We start from the raw sequence: 19,446 nt of genomic DNA, 5'->3' as shown, positions 1-19,446 counted from the left end.
AGCCTGTGGAGAAGGGCCATGCTGTCGCCATGGCACTCCGCTGGTACTCGATCGTCATCGACAGCCGCGACACCGAGGCACTCGCCCGCTGGTGGGGCGAGACCCTCGGCTGGCCGCTGGTCTACCTGTCCGATGAGGGCGACGAGGCGGTCATCGCGCCGCCGTTCGCCGACGACCTCGCCGGTACCGTCCCGCGGGAGCAGCAGCCGCAGGGACTCGTCTTCGTCCCCGTCCCCGAGGACAAGACGGTCAAGAACCGGCTGCACATCGACCTGGCGCCGGCGCCCGACGAGTCACTGCAGGACGCCGTCGACGGTCTGGTGGCACGAGGTGCGGCGCTCGCTGACATCGGGCAGCAGGAGGTCCCGTGGGTCGTCCTCACCGACCCCGAGGGCAACGAGTTCTGCGTCCTCACGCCGCGGGAGTGAACCGCCGGACCAGGTCGGGCAGCTCACGCGGCTCGAACGGCTCGTTGGTGGCGTCGAGCTCGTCCGCCGTCCACCACCGGGCGTCGAGGATGTCGACGCGCTCGTCCTCGGTCCACTCCTCGCTCGAGAGCGAGAAGCCCGCGGTGCGCACGACGTAGAACTCCGAGTGGCCGCGGTCGTGGTCGGCCTGGTCCCACGCGACGTCGAAGTCCCACGACCAGACCGGCTCGCCGGGGTCGGTGATGACGATGCCCGTCTCCTCGCGGAGTTCGCGGATCGCGGCGTCGCGGTGCGACTCCCCCGGGTCGACACCGCCGCCCGGCGTGATCCAGCGGTGGAAGCCGTCGGAGGACGGCGCGTTCGTGTCCATCAGGAACACGCGACCCTCCGGGTCGAGGAGCAGGATCCGGGAGGTTCGGCGCAGGCCGGGCGTGGCAGTCACGTCCCCGACGCTAGCGGACGCGCGGGACCGGGTGGGCTCTCAGTCGACGAAGCCGCTCACGTCGCCGACCAGGCGGGTGTGGTCGGCCGGGATCGGGTCGACAGCGGCCTGGGCGATCTCCGCGGCGAACTCCGAGACGCTGTAGAGCTTGCCGACCTCCTGTCGACGGCCCTCGATCGCGCCGGGGTTGATCCGGTTGAGGAGCGTGGCGGTGATGGTGCCCTCGATCATGTCGCCGGAGACGACCACGAACTCGATGCCGGCGGCTTCGAGCTGCGGGACGAGCTCGCGCAGGGCGAGTTCGCCGGCGCGCTTGCTCTTGGCGACCGGCACGTACTCGGGCAGCGTCTCGGCGGTCTCGACGAAGTGGGCCTGGTGGCTCGTGACGAAGACGACCCGGGAGCCTGCGGGCATGTGCGGCACGGCGGTCTGGAGCATGTCGACCTGGGCGTCCCGGTTCAGCCGGAGCGCGTAGTCGTCGCCCATGCCGGACTCCATGCCACCGGAGGCGTTGAGCACGAGCAGGTCGATGCCGCCCCACGCCTGCACCACAGTGTCGACCATGGCCTGCACGGAGTCGTGGTCGGTCAGGTCGGCGCCCACGGCGAGGGCGTCCCCACCGGCGGCGACGACGCGCTCCGCGATCTGCTCCGCGCGACGGGCCTTGTTGCGGTAGTTCACGACGACCTTCGCGCCGGCCTCTGCCAGGTACCCGACGGTGTCGGCGCCGATGCCGCGGGAGGACCCGGTGACGAGGGCACGCGTGCCGGTGAGTGCTCCGGGGGCGAGGGGGTTGCTCACAGTGCTGTTCTCCTGTTCGAAGGGTCCTAGTCGACCGCAGCGAGCCTACCAATCCCCTGCGAGATGTCGGTGGTCGTCCGATATGTTGAACGGAGTTGAACCGGCTCCGCGATGCCGCGGGTGCCGCCGCGACCGAGGGAGGGAGCTCGCGTGCACATCACCGAATGGGTCCAGACGATCGTCTGGATCGCACTGGTCCTCGTGCTGGGGGTGGTCGAGGTCTTCACGCTCGACTTCATCTTCATCATGTTGGCCGCCGGAGCCGCCGGTGGGTTGATCGCCGCCCTGCTCGGTGCCCCGTGGTGGCTCTCCACGATCATCGCCGCGGTCCTCGCGCTCGTGCTGCTCTCGCTCGTGCGGCCCCGCGTGCTCGCCGCCCTCGGCCGTGGCGCTGACCCGCGCCGCACCGGGATGGAAGGCCTCGTCGGCATGCCCGGCACGGTCGCCGTCGCGTTCACCCCCACCGCACCCGGTCAGGTCCGCCTGGCCAACGGCGAGACCTGGAGCGCGCGCATCGACGCAGCCGCTCCCGACCGCACCCCGCCGCTCGGCACCGGCGTCGTCGTCGAGTCCATCGAGGGCTCGACCGCCGTCGTCCGCATCCAACAGAAGGCAGCCCAATGACCCTCGCACCCGGGACGATCGTGCTCTTCGTACTGATCGCCGTCATCGTCATCTTCGTGATCGTCGTCCTCGCCAAGGCGATCCGGATCGTCCCCCAGGCGACGGCCGGCGTGGTCGAACGACTGGGCAAGTACCACAAGACCCTCACCCCGGGTCTGAACCTGCTGGTGCCGTTCATCGACCGGCTCCGGCCGCTGCTCGACATGCGTGAGCAGGTCGTGTCCTTCCCGCCGCAGCCCGTCATCACCGAGGACAACCTCGTCGTCTCCATCGACACGGTCGTCTACTTCCAGGTGACGGACGCCCGTGCGGCCACCTACGAGATCGCGAACTACCTCGGCGCCGTCGAGCAGCTCACGACCACCACGCTCCGCAACGTGGTCGGTGGCCTCAACCTCGAAGAAGCCCTGACCAGCCGCGACAACATCAACGGGCAGCTCCGTGTGGTCCTCGACGAGGCGACCGGCAAGTGGGGCATCCGGGTGGGCCGAGTCGAGCTCAAGGCGATCGAGCCGCCCGTGTCCATCGTCGACGCCATGGAGCAGCAGCTCCGTGCCGAGCGGAACCGTCGTGCTGCGATCCTGCAGGCCGAGGGCACCAAGCAGTCCCAGATCCTCGAGGCCGAAGGTGCCCGTCAGGCAGCCATCCTCCAGGCCGAGGGTGCCGCCAAGGCGCAGGTCCTCCGCGCCGAGGGTGAAGCCCAGGCCATCGCGACCGTCTTCGACGCCATCCACGTCGGCGACCCGGACGAGAAGCTGCTGTCGTACCAGTACCTGCAGATGCTCCCGAAGATCGCCGAGGGCACCGCGAACAAGGTCTGGATGATCCCCAGCGAGTTCACCGAGGCCCTCTCGGGCATCGCCAAGGGCTTCAGCGCCCCGCGCATGGGCGGTTCCCCGGCCGGCGGCGCGGGCGGTGCGGGCGGCACGGCAGGTGCAACCGGCACGGCAGGTGCAGGCGGGGGCAGCGACTTCCTCGCGAAGATCTCGCAGCTCGCCAACGAGAGCCTGGCCAACAGCGCCGCGGCCGACGGCACGAACACCTCGGCGGCGACGCGGGCGAACGCCCCGGCGTCGGACATCATCCCGGACTCCGTCCTCGACGAGCGGCTCGCCGAGTCGAACCGCAGTGTCGAGGAGAAGCTCGCCGCCGCGGCTGACGCCACCCGCGCGCAACTGCGCGACGGCGACAACGACAACAACGGCCAGCAGCAGTAGCAGCACCAGCAGTCCACGAACGACGACGGCCCGCTCCCCGATGCAGGGAGCGGGCCGTCACTCGTTCAGGTCAGGCGCCGCGTCGGGCGCGGAGGAACTGCAGGCGTTCCTGCAACAGTTCCTCGAGCTCCTCGCGGGACCGCCGCTCGAGCAGCATGTCCCAGTGCGTTCGCGGTGCCTTGACGTCCTCTGCCGCGACCTCGACGGGCACGCCGTCGTCGCCGAGCAGGCGTCCCTCGAAACCGCTGCGCGGGTCGGACCAGCTCTGCGGGACCTCGGCGTCGGCCGAGAACACCACGTCGAAGGTCTCGCCCGTCGCGGCCTGGTACACCGCACGCTTGCGATCTGAGAGCTCGACGCCCTCTTCGCTCTGGAGACTCTGACTCCCGAGCCGCATGCCGCGGAGACTCCGATCAGCCATGGTGGACTCCTCTCGTCGTTCCCCCGTTCCAACACTGTCCCACGCGCTCCCGTTCCGGGACCGGCGCATTCACAGTGGGTTCCCAGTGCCGCGCTTCGGGGAGGTCAGCGGCCGGCGGGACCTCGGCGCCGACGGCGACCCCAGGGCGCGCAGGCGAGCAGCACGAGCAGCCCGCCGAGCGACAGCACGAGGGTGATGTCCCCGGACGCCACCGTCGCCGGCGTGGTCGACGTCCCGAGGGGCGCGTCGGTGACCATCGACGTGGCGGTGTACTCCGGCACGCGGTCGATCGTCCGGCCGGTCGGGTCGATGACCTGCGACGCCCCGACGGTCGAGATGTTCACGAGCGAGCGCCCGCTCTCGATGGCCCGCATCCGGGCGATCTCGAGCTGCTGCAGGTTCTCGTCGGTGCCGGAGAAGTCGGCGTTGTTCGTCTGCGCGAGGATCACCTGCGCTCCCCCGCGTGCCATGTCGGCGGTCAGGCCGTCGTCGACGATGTCGAAGCAGATCGCGATGCCCGCCCTGACCCCGGCGACGGAGAGCACGTTCGGCTTCGTCCCCGGCGTGTAGTCGCGCTGCAGCAGCCCGATGAGCGACGGCGCCAGCTTCGAGAAGAACCAGCGGTCCGGCACGTACTCGCCGAACGGCACGGGGCGCACCTTGTCGTACGACGACTGCCAGCCGTCCGCGGTCCACACGAACGAGGTGTTGTGCAGCACCCCGGACGGCGTCTGCGTGATCGCACCCGCGACGATCGGCGCCCCCACACCACGCACCACCTGGTCGAGGTCGTTCGCGATGACCGGCTGCGCGCGGGGGTCGTACTCGGCCGAGGCCTCGGGCCAGACCACCAGGTCGACCCCGCGGGCGTTGACGTCGGTGGCGGCGACCTGCGACCGGAGCACGTCGCCCGGCTGCGCCCGGTCGAAGTACCCCGCCGGCCCGTTGCCCTGCACGGACTCGATGCGGATCGTGCCGTCAGTGGCCGTCGGCCACGCGGGCACGGCGAGCACCGCGGCGGCGAGCAGCCCGGCCGTCGCGACCCGCATGCGGAGCCGGACGCCCGACACGAGTCCGAGCGAGACCACGACGGCCACACAGTAGACGACCACGAACGACAGCCCGAGCACGCCGACGTAGGCGGCCAGGTGCGCGAACGGGCTCTCGGACTGCGACAGCCCGACCCGGCCCCAGGCGAACCCGCCGTAGGGCCAGCTCCCGGAGAACCACTCGCGTCCGGTCCAGATCGCCGCCACCACGGCCGGGAGGCCCCACACGCGTCCGGCGGTCGTCGTCACCACCCGGGCGACCCAGCGGTACGTGAGTGCGAGCGCGACGCTGCCGAGGGCGAACATGGCCGCCTCGAACAGCGCGAGCGCCAGCCACGGGACCGGGCCGAGGTAGCGGCCGGCCCAGGAGATCGCCGGCACCCAGAACGCGACGCCGCCGAGGTACCCGATCCAGGCCGCGCGGCGCCAGGTCTGGCCAATCGCGGCCAGGAGCGTGCAGGCCACCGCCGGGTAGGCGAGGAACCACCACCCGGGTGTCGGGAACGCGAGCGCGAAGAGCACACCGCCGATCACCGCGAGGGGCAGGGCGACCCGCACCGGCAGCGCCGTGAACGGGGACGGCCACGAGACGCCGCCGAGTGCACCAGACGCCGCCGGAAGTGGCGGCGTCTCAGACGGACCGCGGCGTCTCGGTGGGACGCCACCGTCTCGCGGAGGCGCGACGGACTCGCGGACGGACACCGGGCCTCCCGTCAGACCGTCGCGTACGCGACGATGCCGCGGCGGACCGCGTCGGTCGCACGGCGAGCGGTCTCGGCGAGGTCGGGGTCGCCGGCGTTCTTGATCTGGTCGAGGAGGTCGATGACCTGCTTGGACCAGCGGACGAAGTCGCCGGCGGCCAGGTCGAGCGCGCGCAGGACGTCGTCCAGGGCGGAGCCCGAGGCCCAGCGGAACATGCCGAGCGCGATCGCCGGCGTGGGCGGCTGCGACCCGGCCAGGCGGGCGTCCCGCTCCACGTCGTCGAGCCGGGCCCAGATGGTCAGGGTCTGGTCGAGCGCCGGGCGGAAGGCACCGCGGGGCAGGGCGTGCTCGGTGCCGGGCGCGTCCTCGCGGCGGGGCTGGTAGACGATCGTCGCGGCCATGGCGGCGAGCTGCCCGGGCGTGAGCTCCTTCCACACGCCGGCCTCGAGGCACTCGGCGACGAGCAGGTCGCGGTCGCCGTAGATGCGCTGGAGCCGTCGACCACCGGCTGCGACGGTCGCCTCACCGGTACCGTCGTTCGTCGGGACGAGGTAGCCGAGCTGCAGCAGCACGTCGGTGACGCGGTCGAACGTCGTCGCGACGGCGCCGGTGCGCGACCGGATCTGCTGGACGAGCTTGTCGTTGACGCGCTTGAGCTTGTACCAGCGCTCGGCCCAGCGGGCGTGGGCCTCGCGGTCCGGGCAGGCGTGACAGGGGTGTCGCTGCAGGGCGCGGCGGACCTCGGTGATGGAGGCCTGGCGTTCGGCGCGGGCACCGTGCGAGGCTTCGCGACCACCGGGGACGTTCGAGCGCTCGAGGTCGGAGAGCTCCCGCCGCAGGGCCGCGTACTCGGTGAAGTCGCCGAGGTGGCACTCCATGGACTTCTGGTAGCCGTCGAGGGACTCCTGCTGCGACCGCACCTTGCGCGCGAGGTCGACGACCGACCGGTCTGCCTGGAACTGCGCGAACGAGGTCTCGAGGACCTCTCTGGTGCGCTGGCGACCGAACTGGTCGATGAGGTTGACGGCCATGTTGTACGTCGGCTTGAACGAGGAGTTGAGCGGGTACGTCCGCCGGCTGGCCAGGGACGCGACCGCCTGCGGTTCGAGGCCGTCCGACCACTGGATGACCGAGTGGCCCTCGACGTCGATGCCCCGGCGTCCCGCGCGGCCCGTCAGCTGGGTGTACTCCCCCGGCGTGATCGGGACCCGGGCTTCGCCGTTGAACTTCTCGAGCTTCTCGAGGACGACCGTGCGCGCGGGCATGTTGACGCCGAGCGCCAGGGTCTCCGTCGCGAAGACGACCTTGAGCAGCTTGCGCTGGAAGAGGTCCTCGACGACCTCCTTGAACGCGGGCAGCATGCCGGCGTGGTGGGCGGCGACCCCGCGCTCGAGGCCCTCGAGCCACTCCCAGTACCCGAGCACCGCGAGGTCCTCGTCGAGCAACGTGCGGCAGTGGTACTCCGCCGTCTCGCGGATCTCGTTGCGCTCCTGCGAGGTGGTCAGCGAGACGCCGGAGCGCAGGACCTGCCGGACGCCCTGGTCGCAGCCCGCGCGGCTGAACACGAAGAAGATCGCGGGCAGGAGCATGCGCTCGTCGAGCATCCGCGCGATGTGTTCGCGGTGCAGCTTCTCGGTCCGCGGCCCCCGGCGCTCCGGGTACCCGCCGCGGCCACGACGACCATGGTGTCCGCCACCGCGGCCCTCGTTGCGGGCAGCCCCACCGACCAGGCGGAGGAGCTCCGGGTTGACCCGGTTCGTCGCAGCGGCACCCGAGGAATCGAACAGGTCGACCATCTTGTTGCCGACGAGCACGTGCTGCTCGAGCGGGACGGGACGGTCCTCGGACACGATGACGTCGGTGTCCCCGCGGACGGTCTGCAGCCAGTCGCCGAACTCCTCGGCGTTGGACACCGTCGCGGAGAGCGAGACGAGCCGGACCTCGGTCGGCAGGTGCAGGATGACCTCTTCCCACACGGCACCGCGGAACCGGTCGGCCAGGTAGTGCACCTCGTCGAGGACGACCCACGCCAGGTCGTCGAGCAGGTCCGAGTCCGCGTAGATCATGTTGCGGAGCACCTCGGTCGTCATCACGACCACCCGTGCCCGCGGGTTGACGTTCGTGTCGCCCGTCAGCAGGCCGACCTCGGTCTCGCCGTAGACCTCGACGAGCTCCTGGTACTTCTGGTTGCTCAACGCCTTCATCGGCGTCGTGTAGAACACCTTCGCCGTGGGCTGCCGCATCGCGAGCCAGATCGCGAACTCCGCGACGATCGTCTTGCCGGCGCCGGTCGGTGCCGCGACGAGCACGCTGCGGCCCTGGTCGAGCGAGTCACAGGCGGCGAACTGGAACGGGTCGAGGTCGAACCGCAGGTCGGCGCGGAACAGCTCGAGGTTGCGCGACCGGTTGCGGACCTTCGCTGCCTGGAAGCGCTCGGCAGCGCTCAGGCCGGTGTCCGTCACAGCCCGTACTCGGCGTCGAGCTTCGCCTGACGCTTCGCCAGGCGGCGGTCATGGAACCACGTGACGACACACGCCGCGACGTAGAGGACGACCATCGGGACCGCGAGCAGGAACATCGAGATGACGTCGGCGCTCGGCGTGACGATGGCGCAGAAGACGAGGATGCAGAGGATGGCCACGCGCCAGGACTTGATGATCGCCTTCGCCGAGAGCACCCCGACGAAGTTGAGCAGCACCAGGAACACCGGCAGGACGAACGCGATGCCGACCGCCACGATGAGCTTGATGACGAAGTCGTAGTAGGCCTTGGCGTCGACGATCGAGGTGTCCTGGCTGGACACGAAGCTGCCGAGGATGCCGACGATGTGCGGCAGGACCGTCCACCCGAACCAGCAGCCGGCGAAGAACAGGGGGATCGCCGTGCCGAGGAAGCCCCAGACGTACTGCTTCTCACGACGGACGAGCGCCGGGACGATGAACGCCCAGATCTGGTAGAGCCACACCGGGCTGGCGATGACGACGCCGACCGTGATCGCGATCTGCAGCCGGAGGTCGAACGCCCCCGTGATCATCGGGAAGTTCAGCTCGGCTGTGTGCCCACCCACCTCTGCGAGTTTCGCCACCGGCGATCGCAGCGAATCGAGCACGAACGGCGTCAGGAACCAGCCACCCACAGCACCGAGGAGCACTGCGACCACGGCCTTGAACAGCCGGTTGCGCAGCTCGATCAGGTGCTGCCCGAGGGACATGCGGCCTTCGGGCTCCCTGGACTGGCGACCCTGCCGCTTCTCTCGCCCGCGCGCGGTCGTCGAAGCCATGTCCTGATCCTACGGCAGCGGGACCGACAGTCCGCGGCGCAGGCCGCGAACGCACAGGTCGCGCACCGCGAGTGGTCGCGACCGGTGGCTCGCCGGACGGGAGGCTCGGCGCAGCGCCGCCCCAGGCCTCCCGTCCGCCGCGGCGCGGCCACCGGGCGGCGCGAGTGGTCACGACACCCCGCTCACGTCCGCCGAGCGGCCGCAGGCCGTCGCCTCCGGCGGTCTCAGCCGACCGATCGTGACCACTCGCCGCCCAGCCGACGGGGTGTCGCGACCGGTGGGCCAGCCGGACTGGAGGCTCGGTGCGGCGCCGCCACGGGCCTCCCGTCCGCCGCGGCGCGGCCACCGGCCGGCACGAGTGGTCACGACACCCCGCTCACGTCCGCCGAGCGGTCGCAGGCCGTCGCCTCCGGCGGCCTCAGCCGACCGATCGTGACCACTCGCCGCTGAGCCGACGGGGTGTCGGGACCCGTGGCACACCGGACGGGAGGCTCCGTGCGGCGCCGCCACGAGCCTCCCGTCCGCCGCGGCGTGCGTGGCGCGGACCGCCGTCGCACCACCGACGTCGGCTCGCGCCGCGGAATCGCACGGCGCGAGCCGTCGTCGGTGGTGCGGTGCCAATGGGCGCCGGGCGCGGGTCAGCCTCCGGGGCAAGCCGGCCCGGGTCAGTCGGCGCTGAGCGCCGACGCGGCGAACGCGCGGACCGCGTCCCGCGCCGCGGGCGGGTCGATCACGACGGCGCGGCCCGGGAGGCCGGCGACGAGCCGGACGACGCCGTCGAACCCGGCCGACGCGGCCAGCCGGATGCGCACCCGGCCGCCGTCGTCGGGCGCGTCCGCGGTGTCGGCGAGGAAGTCGGCGACGAGCGGCAAGGACGAGGCGTCCAGCTCGAGCGTGACGATGACGTCGTTCGAGCTCTGCTGGAAGAGGGTGTCCGGGATGACGACGTCCTCGATGGAGCGCTCGGCGGGACGGTCGTCCACCCGGGCGTTCGTCATCCGGTCGAGGCGGAAGGTCCGCAGCGCCTGGCGGTCGAGGTCCCAGGCACGGAGGTACCAGTCGGTGTCGATCGACTCGACCCGCAGGGCGTCGACGCGGCGGGTCCTGCCCTTGCTGCGCGGGCCGGCGTACTCGAAGACCAGGCCGCGGCACTCGGACATCGCCCGACGGATCGTCGTCAGGGTGGCGTCATGGAGCTCCTGCCCGACGGCGACGTTCGCGGCCGCTCCCCCGGCACCGCGGGACAGCTTGGCCATGAGCGCGCGGATGGCGTCGCGGTCGGCGGCCTCGGGCAGCGCGGAGAGGTACTGCAGCCCCGCGATGAGCGCCGAGGCCTCGCGCGCGGAGAGCCGCGGGGAGTCGTCGATCGCGACGAGGTTCGTCAGCACGATCATGGCGTTCTGCTCGAAGTCGTCCCACGCGATGTCGAACAGGTCGCCGTGCTGGTACTGCATCGTCTCGCCGGGGATGCCGGACACCGCGATGAGCTCGACGGCACGGCGGATCCGGGCCTCGGGCACGCCGAAGTGCCGGGCGGCCTCTGCCACGGAGACGCGTTCGCGGTCGATGAGGTACGGCACCAGGGCGAGCAGGAACGCGAGCTTGTCCTGGGCCTGCAGCGGTTGGGTGTCAGCCACGGAGCGCTCCCTCGGCGTGGTCGGCGACGAGTGCGCGGAGCCGTCCGACGACGCGCTCGCGGACCTCGTCCGGTTCGAGCACCCGGAGCTCCGGCCCGAAGGCCGCGAGTTCCTCGGCCAGGATCTGCGGGTCGACGTAGTGGATGACCAGGGCGCCGTCGGTCGTGGTGGTGGTGTCGCGGCGTCGGGTGAGCCGGCGTTCGGCGTCCGAGCCGGGCTGCACGGCGACGGTGGCGGTGCGTTCGGACCAGAGCCGGTCGAGCTCGGTCAGGGCGCGCTCCCCGGCCCCCGCGGGCGCGGGGTGCTGGCCGGCCTGGAACGACGTGACCGGGCCGACGATCCGGGACAGCAGGTAGTTCTTCACGCCGTCGGTCGAGGGTTCGTACGCCGTGAGCATCCAGCGACCACCGTGCTGCACGAGCGCCATCGGGTGGAGCTCGCGCCGGCGGGGCTCGTGCTCGCCTGGGGTGATGTAGTCGAAGCGGACGCCGGCGGCCCGGTCGAGCGCGGCACGGAGCGGCTCGAAGGCGGCGTCACGGGTGCGGAGGCGCGGCGCGTAGGCGTCGATGCCGAAGGCCTCGGTCGTGCCCTCGTCGTCCCCGGCCGACCGGACCTTGAGCAGCCCCCGGCGGGAGTCCGACGACAGCGCGCCCTCGCGCCAGGCCATCGCGGCGAGGGAGAGCAGTGCGGACTCGTCCGGGGTGAAGCGGACGTCGAGCGGCAGGTCGTACTCGCCCTTGGGGATCCGGTAGCGGAGCGTCTGGTTGTTGCCGGCGGCGCCCGGGGTCTCGATGGTCTCGAGCGGGATGCCGAGCTCGCGGACGTCGTCCTTGTCGCGCTCGAACTGCCGCTCCAGCGAGGCGTTGTCCCCGCCGGTCGTGAACCGCTGCCGGTAGCCCTGCACGTTCGCCAGGATCTCCGACTTGGTCAGCCCGGCCTCGGTCGAGAGCAGCGCGAGCACGAGGCTGAACAGGCGTTCTTCCGCCGGTACGCGGGGCACACGGGTGGCTGGCACGAGCCGATCCTACGGCAGCGCGAGGGTGCAGGAGTGCACCCTCGCGCGAGGCGGTGGACAGTCGGTCAGGGCCGTCCGGAGGGCCGTTCCGACGATCAGGACGGCATGACCCCGAGCACGTCGATGACGTACGCGTAGGCGATGCCCTGCTGGTGCACGACGGCGAGGACCTGGTCGCCGACACGGCTGCCGACGATGGCGTTCCTGACGCCTTCCTGCACCTGGCCCTTGGTCAGCGGCACGGTCTGCGCGCCGGTGCCGTCGGTCCAGCTCGAGCCGGCGACGGTGGAGTCCTCGCCCCACGTGACGGCCGTGTACTTGATGACCGCGGTGTCCTTCGCCGTGAGCACGGTGCCGGAGCCCTTGCGGAGCAGGTGGGTCTCATCGCCCTTCGGCGCCGTGGTCGACGGCACCGTGATGCCGGGGGCACCGTCCGGCGCGAGCACGACCGCGGGCATGTGGTCGGCAGCGACCTGCGGGGTCCCGGTGGCACGGGCGTCGAAGGCCCGCTTGACGTCGATGACGGCGACGACGGCGTCCTCGGTCTTGTTGGTGGCCTTCGCGCCGGAGCTCAGCGCGCTCTGCGGCAGCGCCACGGCGAGGCGGTCCCCCACGTTTGCGCACTGCAGCGCGTCGCCGAGGGCCCCGGCGTTCGACGAGCCCGCGGTGATCGGGGCGGTCTTGCCGTTGTACCCGCTGGTCTGCGCGACCTTGCCGGTGGTGCCGTCGACGAGCGTGTACTCGATGAGCACGGGTGTGCCCTCGTCGATGCGGCGACCCTCGCCCTGCTTCAGGATCGAGACCTGCGTGCCCTTCGTCGTGAGTCCTGTCGGGATGCTCACCTTCGGCTCGGCACCGAAGCGGCCGGAGGCGCTGACGGCCTCGGACGCGGCACCGGGGGCGTCGCAGCTCGACGGGGACGAACCCGCGCCGCTCGACGTGCACGCCGTCAGCGACGCGGCCAGTCCGATGGTGACCAGGAGTGCGGGGATGGTGCGCACGGACCCTCTTTCCGTTCGATGCAGGACGAGCGACAGCGGAAGCCTACCGGTCGTCACCATCGGTCTCGGCCGGGCTGCCGGCCTCGGCCGCCGCGACCTTGCGGGCCTGTGCGGCCGCCTGCCGCGCGACCTTGCGGAGCTTCTTGTCGCTCGCGGTCCGGTCGCCGACGGCCCCGGGCGTCCAGGCCTCGACGTCCTCGTCGGAGAACTCGGCCTTGCTCGCACGACGCTTGAGGTTCGGGAGCACGACGCCGTCGGCCAGGCGACGTGCCGTCACGAGGAACCCGGTGTGCCCGACCATGCGGTGGTCCGGTCGGACGGCGAGGCCCTCGACGTGCCACGTGCGGACCAGGGTCTCGCTCGACTGCGGGTCGGTGAAGCGCCCGGTGTCGCGGAGCGCCTCGGCCGTGCGGGACAGCTGCGTGACCGTCGCGACGTAGCAGACGATGAGGCCACCGGGCACGAGGGCGTCCGCGGCCGCGTCCACGCACTCCCACGGCGCGAGCATGTCGAGCACGACGCGGTCGACGCTCTGCTCCTCGACGGCACCGGGGAGCTCCTCGACGAGGTCGCCCACCGTCACGCTCCAGTTGTCCGGCACGGCGCCGAGGAAGGTGCCGACGTTGCCCCGGGCGATCTCGGCGAACTCGTCGCGACGCTCGAACGACTGCAGGCGACCGGTCGGACCGATCGCGCGGAGCAGCCACAGCGAGAGCGCCCCGGAACCGACGCCGGCCTCGACCACGCGGGCACCGGGGAAGACGTCCGCGAAGGCGACGATCTGGGCCGCGTCCTTCGGGTAGACGATCGCCGCGCCGCGCGGCATCGACATCACGTAGTCGTTGAGCAGGGGGCGGAGCGCCAGGTACTCGTCGCCGGAGCTCGCGATGATGACGGACCCGTCCGGCTGCCCGATGACGTCGTCGTGCGCGAGCATGCCGCGGTGCGTGTGGTAGATCACGCCGGGCTCGAGGGACAGCGTCGTGAGCTTGCCCTTCGGTCCGGTCAGCTGCACGCGGTCCCCGGCGCGGAACGGACCGCGCGGCGGGGTGTGCGGCGCACCGCCGGCGGTGTGCGGCAGACCGGTCGTGTCGGGGAGCTCGGCGTTCACGAGGTGACCCCCTCGGTGCCGGTGGCGGCGCCGTCGACCGCACCAGGGCCTCCAGGCCGAGACGACGCGGACGCCCCACCGGCGCGCGCAGCCAGCGCCGGCGACGTCAGCTCGACCAACCGGTCCACGTCGATGCCGGCCAGCGACGTCAGGTAGACGTCGCCGGCGGTCTCGGGGAGCGGGACGATGTGCTCGACCGCGATCGTGACGGCACCGGACGCGACGGCGGCCGCGACGCCGGTGGCCGAGTCCTCGATCGCGACGCAGGCGGTGGCGTCGACGCCGAGTTCGGCTGCGGCACGGAGGTAGGCCTCGGGGTGCGGCTTGGGGTGCTCGACGTCGTCACCGGCGACGACGACCCGGAAGGCGTGGTCGGCGAGGGCGTCAGCGGCGACGAGCGCCATGTTCCGGCGGGACATCGTGACCAGGGCGGTCGGGATGCCGCGGGTGTGCAGCTCCTCGATGAGCTCACGTGCGCCCGGGCGCCACGGCAGGTCGTCGCCCTGCAGGCGCTCCATCACGTAGGAGGTCATCCACTGGACGATCTCCTCGACCTCCATGTCGACGCCACGGTCGCGGAGGATCTCCCCCGAGCGCTCGAGCCCGCTGCCCACGAGGGACAGACCGTCCTCGTGCGTCCAGGTGGCGCCGTGGCGACCGGTCAGCTCCACTTGGGACTGCTGCCAGATCGGCTCGGTGTCGATGATCGTGCCGTCCATGTCCCACAGCACGGCTGCGGGCTGGACGAGGGCGGGGGGATGCGCAGTCACGGGCGTCGAGTCTACCGGCGGCCGGCGCGGGGCCGACCCGCCCGAGGGGCCTACAGTGGATGCCTGATCGTGTCCGGTCGTCCGGCGCGCCGTTCGCGCGCTGGTGACCCGCTCCACTCCACCTCCAGGAGGTCCGCTCCGTGCCACAGCACTCCCCCTTCAACGACGGCCGGCTGCTGGTCGTCGCGTTCGAGGGCTGGAACGACGCGGGTGAGGCCGCCAGCGGTCTCGCTCGCCGCATCGTCGACGCGCTCGGGCTCGACGAACTCCGGGAGATCGACGGCGAGCGGTACGTCGACTACCAGTTCAACCGTCCGAACGTCGGCAGCGACGACAACGGGGTGCGCGGGATCGAGTGGCCACGCATCGTCCTGCACGGCCCGGGTGAGCTCGGCCGTCCGGTCATCGGCGCCACCGGCTCCCCCGCCGACCGCGACGTCTTCGTGCTCGTCGGCCCAGAGCCCTCGCGGACGTGGCGCGCGTTCTGCGCCGAGGTCATCGACCTCGCCGACGTGTACTCGATCGACGCCGTCGTCTTCGTCGGCGCGATGCTCGCCGACGTCCCGCACACCCGGCCGATCTCGGTCTTCGTGTCAAGCGAGAACGCCGACGTGCGCCAGGCCTTCGACGTCGACAAGTCCTCGTACGAGGGCCCGACCGGCATCCTCGGCGTGCTGTCCGACACGATGGACAAGGCCGGGCTCACCACGCTCTCGCTCTGGGCCTCGGTGCCGCACTACGTGCACAACGCGCCGTCGCCGAAGGCCACGCTGTCGCTGCTGGACAAGATGGAGGAGCTCACGGACGTCACGGTCCCGCGCGGCACCCTCCTCGACGACGCCTCCGAGTGGGAGGAGGGCATCGACGCCCTGGCCGCCGACGACGAGGACATGGCGTCCTACATCGGGCAGCTCGAGCAGGCCCGTGACACGGTCGACTCCCCCGAGGCCTCCGGGGACGCCATCGCGCAGGAGTTCGAGCAGTACCTCCGCCGTCGGGAGCGCAAGGACGGCAAGGACGGGGGCGGCTCCGCGGGCGAGGGCCCCTGGCGCCCGCCGACGCCGCCGCAGTAGCGCGACGGGCGGGCCGCGGGTCGCGTCGCGCGTTGCAGGTCGTTCCGCGCGTTGCGGGTCGGTTCTTCCGACCCGCAACGCGCGTTCCGACCCGCCATCGCAGGTGACAGGGGTCGGAACGCACACCGACGACGGACGGGAGGCTCGGTGCCAGCTGGCACCGAGCCTCCCGTCCGTCGTGTGGCCGGCCCGTCTCGCCTGGTGAGGTCGCAGTTCGTGTCGCGTCCCGTCCGCGGGAACCGACACCAACTGCGTCCTCAGCGGCGCGTCAGCCGATGCGGATGCCGAGCAGCGCGTCGACGACGTCGACGAGCGCCGGCGTCGAGCGCGTCCCACCCGCGACCGCGGTGTCGACGGCCGCGACGGCACCCGGCGTGTCGAGGTCGTCCGCCACGCGGGCACGGAGGCGTGCGACGACGTCGTCCGCGTCGTCGGCGTGTCCCGCGCCACCGGAAGCCCAGGCGTCCCAGGTCGCGAGTCGACGGGTCGCACTCGCGAGCTCGCCGTCGAACCACTCCCAGTCGTCCGAGTAGCGGTGCGAGAGCAGGGCCAGGCGGATGGCCCGAGGGTCGGCGCCGTCGTCGAGCAGCCCCCGCACGGTGACGAGGTTGCCGAGCGACTTCGAGATCTTCTCGCCCTGGTACGCGATCATCCCCGTGTGCACGTAGGCGTTCGCGAGGGGCTGGTGTGCCAGGGCTGCAGCGTGTCCAGCGCTCATCTCGTGGTGCGGGAAGACGAGGTCGCTGCCGCCGCCCTGCACGGTGATGGGCAGGCCGAGGCGGTCGCCGGCGATGACGCTGCACTCGATGTGCCAGCCGGGACGACCCGGGCCGACCTCGGTCTCCCAGCTCGGCTCGCCCGCACGGGCGGCGCGCCAGAGGAGCGGATCGAGGGGGTCGCGCTTGCCCGCGCGGTCGGGGTCGCCACCGCGTTCGGCCGACAGCGTCAGCATGGTCTCGCGGTCCAGGCGGCTCTCGTCGCCGAGGGCCCAGGACTCGGTCGGGCGGTTGACGTCGAAGTAGAGGTCGTCGCCCTCGGAGTCGGGGGTGGGCACGCTGTACGCGTAGCCGGTCTCCTGCAGGAACGCGATCGCCTCGGCGATGCGCTCGACCTCGTCCGTGACGGCGACGTAGTCGTCGGGCGGCAGGATGCGCAGGGCCTCCATGTCGCGGCGGAACAGGTCGATCTGCGACGCGGCGAGGTCCTGCCAGTCGACGCCGTCCCGTGCGGCACGCTCGAGCAGCGGGTCGTCGACGTCGGTGGTGTTCTGGGCGTACTCCACGTCGAAGCCGGCGTCACGCCAGGCCCGACCGAGTGTGTCGAACGCCAGGTAGGTGGCCGCGTGGCCGAGGTGGGTGGCGTCGTACGGGGTGATGCCGCACACGTAGAGCGCGGCACGGTCGTCCCCGCGCGTCGGGTCGACCGGCTTGCCCACGGCCGTGTCGTGCACGACGGGGCGAGGGCCGTTGCCGGGGACCTCGGGGACGGACGGGGCCTGCCAGGCCCTCACGGGTTGATCACTCCGAGCGACAGCAGCACGATCAGCACGATACCCAGTGCGATCCGGTAGTACACGAAGGGCAGGAAGCTCCGCTTGCTGATGTAGCGCATGAACGCGGCGATCACGACGTACCCCACCCCGAAGGCGACGACGGTCGCGATCAGCGTGTCGGCCAGGCCGAACGGCGCGCCGGTGTCGCCGAGGCTGGTCGCGGCCTCGTACAGCCCGGACAGGAACACGGCGGGCACGGCGAGCAGGAACGCGAAGCGCGCCGCGGCTTCGCGGGTGTAGCCGAGCGCCAGGCCCATCGACACCGTCGCGCCCGAGCGGGAGACGCCGGGGACGAGGGCGAGCACCTGGGCCAGGCCGACCAGGATGCCGCCGCCGAAGGTCATCTGCTCGATGGGGCGCTCCTTGCGGCCGACGCGGTCGAGCACGCCGAGCACGACGCCGAAGACGATGAGCACGACCGCCACGATCCAGAGCGACCGGAACGTGGTCTCGATCGTGTCCTGCAGCAGCAGCCCGACGACCCCGATCGGGATCGTGCCGAGGATCACCAGCCACCCGAGGCGGACGTCGGGATCGGTGCGCGGCACCCTGCCGGAGAGCGAGCCGAACCAGCGGGCGACGATCCGCTTGATGTCCCGCCAGAAGTAGATGAGCACCGCGGTCTCGGTTCCGAGCTGGGTCACGGCGGTGAACGCGGCACCCGGGTCCTCGGCATCGGGCAGGAACAGCCCCACGATGCGCAGGTGCGCGCTGGAGGAGACGGGCAGGAACTCGGTCAGTCCCTGCACGAAGCCGAGGAAGATGGCCTCGAGGATGTGCACTGGCGCGGCCTTTCAGGGTGGGTCGTCGTCGGGTGTCGCCGGGTCAGGCGACCGTCCAGTGTGTCAGTACGTGCCGAGCAGGTCGCCGAGCACGCGCCGACCGAACGCCAGCGAGTCGAGCGGCACGCGTTCGTCCACGCCGTGGAACATCGCGGGGAAGTCGATGCCGACCGGCAGCTGCAGCGGCACGAAGCCGTAGCCGGCGATGCCGATCGTGGAGAGGGCCTTGTTGTCCGTGCCGCCGGAGAGCAGGTACGGCAGCACGGGGGCGCCCGGGTCGTGCCGACCGAGGACGTCCCGCACGGCGTCGACGAGCGGACCGCCGAAGTCCTGCTCCATGCCGATGTCGCGGTGGTTCATGACGACCTCGACGTCGTCGCCGGCGAGTTCCCGCACGCGGGCGAGCACCGTCTCCTCGTCCCCGGGGAGGCAGCGGATGTCGATGAGCGCCTCAGCAGCGTCGGGGATCACGTTGTGCTTGTACCCGGCGCGCAGCACGGTCGGGTTCGTCGTGGTGTGGAGCGCCGCGTGGATGAAGCGGGAGGCGGACCCGGTCGCGAGGGCGATCTCGTCCGGACCGGTCACCGTGGGGTCGACCCCGAGGAACCGCGCGATCTCGGTGATCATCGACTCGGTCGTCGCCGAGAGGCGGACCGGCCAGTCCTCGCTCCCGATCCGGGCGACGGCGGCCGCGACCTTCGTGACGGCGTTGTCCCGGATGACGTGGGACCCGTGCGCGGCAGTGCCGCGGGCGACGAGCGTGATCCACATCAGGGCCTTCTCGCCGGTCTGCAGCAGGTACGCGCGCCGGTCGTCGAGCGTGACGGAGTAGCCGCCCACCTCGCTGATCGCGGCCGTCGCCCCGTCGAAGACCTCGGGGTGGTTCGACACGACGTGGTGGGCGCCGAGCACCCCGCCGGCTTCCTCGTCCGCGAAGTACGCGATCACGAGGTCGCGCTCGGGTGCTCCGTGCTCGGCGATGACGTCGCCGAGAGCGGTCAGCATCATCGCGTCCATGTTCTTCATGTCGACGGCACCGCGACCCCAGAGCATGCCGTCCTTGACCACGCCGCCGAACGGGTCGACGCTCCAGTTGGCGGGGTCCGCGGGGACGACGTCGAGGTGCCCGTGGACGACGAGTGCGGGCTTGTCCCGGTTGCGCCCCGGGAAGCGCGCGACGACGCTGACCCGGTCGGGCTCGGACTCGAACAGCTGCGGCGACGCGCCGAGGTCGCGGAGCGCTGCCTCGACGTAGTGGGCGGCCTCGGACTCCCCGTTCGAGCGGCCTTCACCCCAGTTGGTCGTGTCGATCCTGATGAGGTCTCGGGCGATCCGAGCGGTGGCTTCGAGCTCCGGCTCGGTCGTGGTGCCCTGCGGGTCCGTCGTCATGCCACCACGCTACCGGCCCCCTCCGACGGCTCCGGCCGGAGCTCCCGTTCGTCAACGCGCCCGGGATGTCCAGCCGTGTTCAACGACCGTTCAGACCCGTGCTAATGTCTTCTCCGGCAGCAACGCCGGGGAAACCCGCTGGGACTGTCGCA

General features: G+C 71.7%; 18 protein-coding genes. 4 read left to right on the top strand and 14 right to left on the bottom strand.

Going from position 1 to position 19,446, the window contains the following annotated elements:
* Positions 1–29 precede the first annotated feature (29 nt).
* Entirely contained in the window at positions 30–428 is a 399-nt protein-coding gene (locus BIU98_RS09600; protein WP_071275331.1) for a VOC family protein, read from the top strand.
* Here BIU98_RS09600 and BIU98_RS09595 read toward each other — a convergent pair.
* Together BIU98_RS09595 and BIU98_RS09590 are read right to left on the bottom strand one after the other, a co-directional pair.
* Complete coding sequence (locus tag BIU98_RS09595) at positions 412–870, bottom strand: NUDIX hydrolase (RefSeq protein WP_071275329.1); 459 nt, start codon at positions 868–870, stop codon at positions 412–414. The genes BIU98_RS09600 and BIU98_RS09595 overlap by 17 nt on opposite strands.
* A gap of 39 nt (positions 871–909) precedes the next feature.
* Positions 910–1,671, bottom strand: a complete 762-nt coding sequence (locus BIU98_RS09590; protein ID WP_071275327.1) for an SDR family oxidoreductase — start codon at positions 1,669–1,671, stop codon at positions 910–912.
* A gap of 150 nt (positions 1,672–1,821) precedes the next feature.
* Here BIU98_RS09590 and BIU98_RS09585 point away from each other — a divergent pair, with 150 nt between their 5' ends.
* Positions 1,822–2,295: an NfeD family protein gene (locus tag BIU98_RS09585; protein WP_071275325.1), complete on the top strand. Its 474-nt coding sequence runs from the start codon at positions 1,822–1,824 to the stop codon at positions 2,293–2,295.
* Complete coding sequence (locus tag BIU98_RS09580) at positions 2,292–3,512, top strand: SPFH domain-containing protein (RefSeq protein WP_071275323.1); 1,221 nt, start codon at positions 2,292–2,294, stop codon at positions 3,510–3,512. Before BIU98_RS09585 ends, BIU98_RS09580 begins: the two co-directional genes overlap by 4 nt.
* A gap of 70 nt (positions 3,513–3,582) precedes the next feature.
* On the opposite strand, the gene BIU98_RS09575 is transcribed toward BIU98_RS09580, so the two are convergent.
* The 9 genes from BIU98_RS09575 to BIU98_RS09535 all read right to left on the bottom strand — a co-directional run bounded on the left by BIU98_RS09575 (position 3,583) and on the right by BIU98_RS09535 (position 14,498).
* Positions 3,583–3,933 carry an RNA polymerase-binding protein RbpA gene (locus BIU98_RS09575; protein ID WP_071275321.1) on the bottom strand — a complete coding sequence of 117 codons (351 nt, stop codon included), beginning with the start codon at positions 3,931–3,933 and terminating at the stop codon, positions 3,583–3,585.
* 104 nt (positions 3,934–4,037) lie between these two features.
* The gene (gene lnt / locus BIU98_RS09570; protein WP_254787839.1) at positions 4,038–5,540 is read right to left on the bottom strand and encodes an apolipoprotein N-acyltransferase; all 1,503 of its coding nucleotides are present in this window, start codon (positions 5,538–5,540) and stop codon (positions 4,038–4,040) included.
* 155 nt (positions 5,541–5,695) lie between these two features.
* Positions 5,696–8,146 (bottom strand): RNA helicase, encoded by a 2,451-nt coding sequence (locus tag BIU98_RS09565; protein WP_071275319.1) that lies wholly within the window; start codon positions 8,144–8,146, stop codon positions 5,696–5,698.
* Positions 8,143–8,964, bottom strand: coding sequence for a twin-arginine translocase subunit TatC (tatC, locus tag BIU98_RS09560; RefSeq protein WP_368073042.1), 822 nt, complete (start codon positions 8,962–8,964; stop codon positions 8,143–8,145). Before tatC ends, BIU98_RS09565 begins: the two co-directional genes overlap by 4 nt.
* A 665-nt stretch (positions 8,965–9,629) precedes the next feature.
* Complete coding sequence (locus BIU98_RS09555) at positions 9,630–10,601, bottom strand: YafY family protein (RefSeq protein ID WP_071275315.1); 972 nt, start codon at positions 10,599–10,601, stop codon at positions 9,630–9,632.
* Positions 10,594–11,616: a YafY family protein gene (locus BIU98_RS09550; RefSeq protein ID WP_071275313.1), complete on the bottom strand. Its 1,023-nt coding sequence runs from the start codon at positions 11,614–11,616 to the stop codon at positions 10,594–10,596. Before BIU98_RS09550 ends, BIU98_RS09555 begins: the two co-directional genes overlap by 8 nt.
* Before the next feature lie 95 nt (positions 11,617–11,711).
* The gene (locus tag BIU98_RS09545; protein ID WP_071275311.1) at positions 11,712–12,617 is read right to left on the bottom strand and encodes an FKBP-type peptidyl-prolyl cis-trans isomerase; all 906 of its coding nucleotides are present in this window, start codon (positions 12,615–12,617) and stop codon (positions 11,712–11,714) included.
* A 43-nt stretch (positions 12,618–12,660) separates the two neighbouring features.
* Entirely contained in the window at positions 12,661–13,698 is a 1,038-nt protein-coding gene (locus BIU98_RS09540; protein ID WP_071276406.1) for a tRNA (adenine-N1)-methyltransferase, read from the bottom strand.
* Between the two features lie 26 nt (positions 13,699–13,724).
* Positions 13,725–14,498, bottom strand: coding sequence for an HAD family phosphatase (locus tag BIU98_RS09535; RefSeq protein WP_254787838.1), 774 nt, complete (start codon positions 14,496–14,498; stop codon positions 13,725–13,727).
* A gap of 140 nt (positions 14,499–14,638) precedes the next feature.
* Between BIU98_RS09535 and BIU98_RS09530 the strand changes: the two genes are divergently transcribed.
* Positions 14,639–15,571: a proteasome assembly chaperone family protein gene (locus BIU98_RS09530; RefSeq protein ID WP_071275309.1), complete on the top strand. Its 933-nt coding sequence runs from the start codon at positions 14,639–14,641 to the stop codon at positions 15,569–15,571.
* A 268-nt stretch (positions 15,572–15,839) separates the two neighbouring features.
* On the opposite strand, the gene mshC is transcribed toward BIU98_RS09530, so the two are convergent.
* From mshC to BIU98_RS09515, 3 genes are all read right to left on the bottom strand, one after another.
* Positions 15,840–17,081, bottom strand: a complete 1,242-nt coding sequence (mshC, locus tag BIU98_RS09525; RefSeq protein ID WP_071275307.1) for a cysteine--1-D-myo-inosityl 2-amino-2-deoxy-alpha-D-glucopyranoside ligase — start codon at positions 17,079–17,081, stop codon at positions 15,840–15,842.
* Complete coding sequence (locus tag BIU98_RS09520) at positions 17,078–17,905, bottom strand: undecaprenyl-diphosphate phosphatase (RefSeq protein WP_071275305.1); 828 nt, start codon at positions 17,903–17,905, stop codon at positions 17,078–17,080. The genes mshC and BIU98_RS09520 overlap by 4 nt, the downstream gene beginning before the upstream one ends.
* Positions 17,906–17,968: 63 nt before the next feature.
* Positions 17,969–19,294: a M20/M25/M40 family metallo-hydrolase gene (locus BIU98_RS09515; RefSeq protein ID WP_071275303.1), complete on the bottom strand. Its 1,326-nt coding sequence runs from the start codon at positions 19,292–19,294 to the stop codon at positions 17,969–17,971.
* Positions 19,295–19,446: the final 152 nt, after the last annotated feature.

It is taken from the genome of Curtobacterium sp. MMLR14_010, from assembly GCF_001865015.1.
In the GTDB taxonomy this organism is placed as follows: domain Bacteria; phylum Actinomycetota; class Actinomycetes; order Actinomycetales; family Microbacteriaceae; genus Curtobacterium.
Note: the sequence above shows the minus strand (reverse complement) of the source record. Positions and strands in the feature narration are given on the sequence as shown.